Origin of the sequence: Trichocoleus sp. FACHB-262 (assembly GCF_014696035.1) — a bacterium.
In the GTDB taxonomy this organism is placed as follows: Bacteria; Cyanobacteriota; Cyanobacteriia; order FACHB-46; family FACHB-46; genus Trichocoleus.
The window spans coordinates 1-3,751 of the sequence record NZ_JACJPK010000005.1 but is presented as its reverse complement, the minus strand read 5'-3'; the positions used below and the strand labels follow the sequence as shown (position 1 = coordinate 3,751).

The 3,751-nt window shown below is 45.0% G+C and carries 5 protein-coding genes; 2 read left to right on the top strand and 3 right to left on the bottom strand.

Annotated elements, in window-relative coordinates; genetic code table 11:
• Positions 1-178 precede the first annotated feature (178 nt).
• On the top strand, positions 179-625 hold the full coding sequence (locus H6F68_RS00100) for a hypothetical protein (RefSeq protein WP_190555679.1): 447 nt from the start codon (positions 179-181) through the stop codon (positions 623-625).
• Between the two features lie 1,122 nt (positions 626-1,747).
• Here H6F68_RS00100 and H6F68_RS29235 read toward each other — a convergent pair.
• Positions 1,748-1,873 carry a hypothetical protein gene (locus H6F68_RS29235; protein WP_277875979.1) on the bottom strand — a complete coding sequence of 42 codons (126 nt, stop codon included), beginning with the start codon at positions 1,871-1,873 and terminating at the stop codon, positions 1,748-1,750.
• A 54-nt stretch (positions 1,874-1,927) separates the two neighbouring features.
• Between H6F68_RS29235 and H6F68_RS00095 the strand changes: the two genes are divergently transcribed.
• A complete protein-coding gene (locus H6F68_RS00095) occupies positions 1,928-2,077 on the top strand; it encodes a hypothetical protein (protein ID WP_190555678.1) in 150 nt (49 codons plus the stop codon).
• Between the two features lie 16 nt (positions 2,078-2,093).
• Here H6F68_RS00095 and H6F68_RS00090 read toward each other — a convergent pair whose 3' ends face one another.
• Complete coding sequence (locus H6F68_RS00090) at positions 2,094-3,071, bottom strand: hypothetical protein (RefSeq protein ID WP_190555677.1); 978 nt, start codon at positions 3,069-3,071, stop codon at positions 2,094-2,096.
• 104 nt (positions 3,072-3,175) lie between these two features.
• On the bottom strand, positions 3,176-3,751 hold a 576-nt coding region (locus tag H6F68_RS00085), incomplete at its 5' end, for a hypothetical protein (RefSeq protein WP_242065273.1).

Below are 3,751 nucleotides of genomic sequence, written 5' to 3'. Positions count from 1 at the left end.
AATCTTTTGCCGTGGTGAAGTATCTATTTGAGCTGGTCACGCATCAGCAGTGGTTTACGTTTGAGAAGGCCTTCATGTATGGTTAGCCCCACATCCTATTTAGGATTGCTATAGCGATATTGAGTCTTTTGACAATTTTCTTGCTTCTCCTAAATGCTTGGACTAAAAATTTTTAGCAATGAACCGAACGATTGCCAGTAAGTTGATGAATTTTTTGCCAATAGCTGGAATGTCCATCTTGGTTTTTTCGCTTTTCATGCAATGGTTTTCATGCGGGTTTTCATCTGAAGAAATTATTTTCAGGTCAAGTTACATTGACTGGTTGAAAAAAGTCAATATAGCTTTTTACTATTTGTATTTTTCATGTCTTTCCTTTGCAACCTGTTTTTTGTTTGCTAGCTATTTTTTGAGCAGGGGTGGTATCAACAGATTTTTTGTCTTGTTTTTAGTTATGCTTTTGCCAACGGTTTTGCTTTCGATGCTGCAGGCTTGGTTTCTGGATGGCATAGGTTACCACAGTACCGTGGATTACCCTTGTTCTCTAGAGCCTGGATTCTGGCTTTATATCTTTGGCTTGGGCGTTATTCTAATTGGAAGCTGTTTCAGAGCCAGAAGAAATGCTTGAGAGTAAGAAGAAAAACTTAAGAAGCATTTTGGATTGAGGTTTAGTTGCTTTTCTAGTGAAAGGCTCTAGTTTACTAATGCCTAACGATTCATTGGAGCGGCACGAATCGTCACACTATCATCGCGCTTGTTTTGCGTCACCGTCCGCTCAACTTGGGGCCGTTACCCAGCAGCATCCGCTTCAATCGTGCCCTAGGAAAGCAGACAAAAAGCCCCAAGCCTCCCACTCATCCTCGTGAGTCAGTTGTCCCATTTTGGGACGTGTAGCGATCGCCTTTCAACTCAGAACCACTGCAAGAAGATGTCCGAATTCTGGACAACTGGCGCGATCGCTCAGCAGTTCTCACTTGGCCAGCTTCCTTTCTACAATGCTAGAAGTGAGTTGCCAGCCTACTCGCTTTCACGGGTAGGGAGATTTAAGATAGTGCTGCCTCACAATTCGAATTCCACATAAATTCATTTCGGGTATCTTAGGCACAATGGAAGGCGAAAAAAGTCCGAAGAAACGCCCTCAGCCTTCCGTCTAATAAAAAGTTCTACTGCTCGATGTGACCGTATGAGACGTGTTTTCGCGGAATTTCTGACCACTGATGATGCATCACCAGAGGCTTACGGTGATGCTGGTACACGCCTGAGTGGGCTGAGAAATTTCCCAACTGTGCTTCGGCACGCGAGGTACGACGATGACTGTTGGCATGAGGTTCAGTTATTCGCCCGTGATCCAGAGCTGTCCGCACAAATCTGGTTGTCTGTGTATCCCGAGCCTATTGGCACATCTGCACTCTACAAACAGTTAAGGTTTTACCGTGAGCAGCACTCAGATTTCCGTTTCCCTTCCGGCACGAAGTTTGAGGCAAAAGAACTAATTCCGAGAACAGCAACAGCTTTCGATGTTGTTCTCCCCTTCCGTGTGCGAGACAATAAAAGACTGCGCATTGTTCAAGCATTTCGAGGCAACCATCGAAGCATTCTAGTTGTCCGCGGAATGATAACGGCTTTTTGGCAAGCAATTTTCTTAGGCTTACACTTGAGGGACTGTCAGTAGCGGATGTACCCCTTGATAGTCCCTTCGATTAGAAATCGAACAATCGCGTTGCATGCCGACCGTATTAAATTGAGCTAGTTAAGTCCGAAAGGTTACTAACGGCAGGTGAAGGGGTGTATTATTCAGCTCCATCATTAAGCCAGCACCCTGTTCGATCGCGCGATCGCTCAGCAGTAGACAAAAAGCCCCAAGGCTCCCACTCATCCTCGTTGGTCAGTTGCCCCAATTGGGGACGTGTAGCGATCGCTCAATAGCTCATTGTTTCGGTTGCGTTCCCCAATTGGGGAAAAGTTGAGGCGATCGCTGAAGCCTTGGATATTACGAAATTCTCGGATTTTGAACAATCTTTCAAAAGCAGAGGCGATCGCGCTTGGTGAAGGGCAAGAGGCAAAGGGGCGATCGCTTTAGTGATTTGAAAATAAACCTAAGCTTCTTCAACAGAGCCAAGAGTTTTTCTGCAATTGTATATAAGTTCTTGGTGTTCTTTATAAGCTTGCTTGCATATTTCGTTAATCTCATCTCTTGCCTTAAGACGTCTTTCAAGCTCGCCATCTGAAATATTGGGCTCTTCAAGACCCATATCATAATATCGGCCACTAGGCGTAAGCCAAACATGGTTTGGAATTCTATCAACAAACTGAGTCAGAAGCTCAATAAGCTTTTGCCTCTGCTTCTCAAGGGTAGGATCAAAAAACTTATGCATTGCGTTTGACCAATTATAAACGAATCGTTCTGCCTCATCCACATACCAGAGTAGAAAAAGATTCCCCACACTCTCTTTATCTAGGAACCTCGCGAGCTTCCCATTGGAAGGAAAATCATTAATCAACTTAGAAAATAAAGCTTGATCTTGCTTAAATGTTTCTGGCCTAGTCCTCGGAGTGGTAACACCTTGAGAAGAGATAACGTTACCTATTCGATAAACAAATTCTTTAACTAACTTTTCGTGCTCACGATTATGCGCATCTAACCTCGCTTTAGGCGCAAGATTGTATTTAATAGGGAACCTTCTATGCCTCAAATCAAAGGGCAAGTTATTTTCTACAACTCCCCAGTGCTCATTGACTACGAAAATAAGCCTTTCACTTCCCAGGGATTTCAACGCATATCCAAGCTCGATCAACACATTGGGGTTAGGACAGAATTTTCCGTTTCCAGTCTTAGCAATGAAGCTCAGATCTGCAACAAAAATTGAGGCTTTATCGATCTTGGACAAGATCGTATTGATGATTTCTGGAGAACCCGGAACACCAAGAGTGTCATGATCCAAAGAAGGCCGCTCATCTAATTCATGCTCTCGCTCAACCCGGTTTAGAGCTTGCTTCAAGCATGTTTTAATAAAATCTTTATTTGCGTCTGATGGCAAGTCTGCCTGCCAGGAATAGAAAAGATTAAAGCTCATTGATTTCTCACCGCAAAGTAGGTTGTACTCGGCAATGCCTATTACAAAGGCATGACACTAACTAGATTAGCCTCGGCAGTTCAGCACTTTTAGGAAAACATGGCTTAAACCAACATTTGCTTCAATCGCGCGATCGGAAACGCAGCAGCAATAAAGCCCCAAGGCTCCCACTCGTCATCATTAGTCAGGATGTATTGCTCTCCTTCAATCAATTGGCTAGCTGTAACCAGCCTCAGCCTATGAGCTAGGTCAAACCATTCTTTGAAGCCCGGTTCTGCAGCCTTAACTGCTTTGGGGTGTTCACTGGCTCCCAGTTTCCAGCACTGACTAATCGCATCCCTGAGCAAGCCGATCGGATTCCTCACTTCATGCCTGTCTCGATACTCAATGGCAGCAGCCAAAGCATCACTCACCACTTCAAGCGGGGCTGCTAAAACTTCAGCCTTCAAAGGCGAGGTGAGCGGAAATCCGGCTTGTGCAATTTTTTCAAAAGTTGCGGCTTGAGCAGCGGCGGAAGAGTCGTCCTCTACAACCTGTTCCGCTTCTAGCCCAGATGCTTTTAGAACAGGTTGAGGCTTAACAGGAAGGGGTGCGCTTACTGGCTTGGAATCTTCAGATCCTTCTACCCCTACAACAACAGGGAGGGTGGGTGGCTCCGTTGTTGTGGTGTCTATTGGGGT

Coding starts and splice junctions, on each gene's coding strand:
- H6F68_RS00100 (WP_190555679.1), top strand. CDS start 179: ATGAACCGAACGATTGCCAGTAAGTTGATGAATTTTTTGCCAATAGCT.
- H6F68_RS29235 (WP_277875979.1), bottom strand. CDS start 1,873: ATGAGTGGGAGCCTTGGGGCTTTTTGTCTACTGCTGAGCGATCGCGCG.
- H6F68_RS00090 (WP_190555677.1), bottom strand. CDS start 3,071: ATGAGCTTTAATCTTTTCTATTCCTGGCAGGCAGACTTGCCATCAGAC.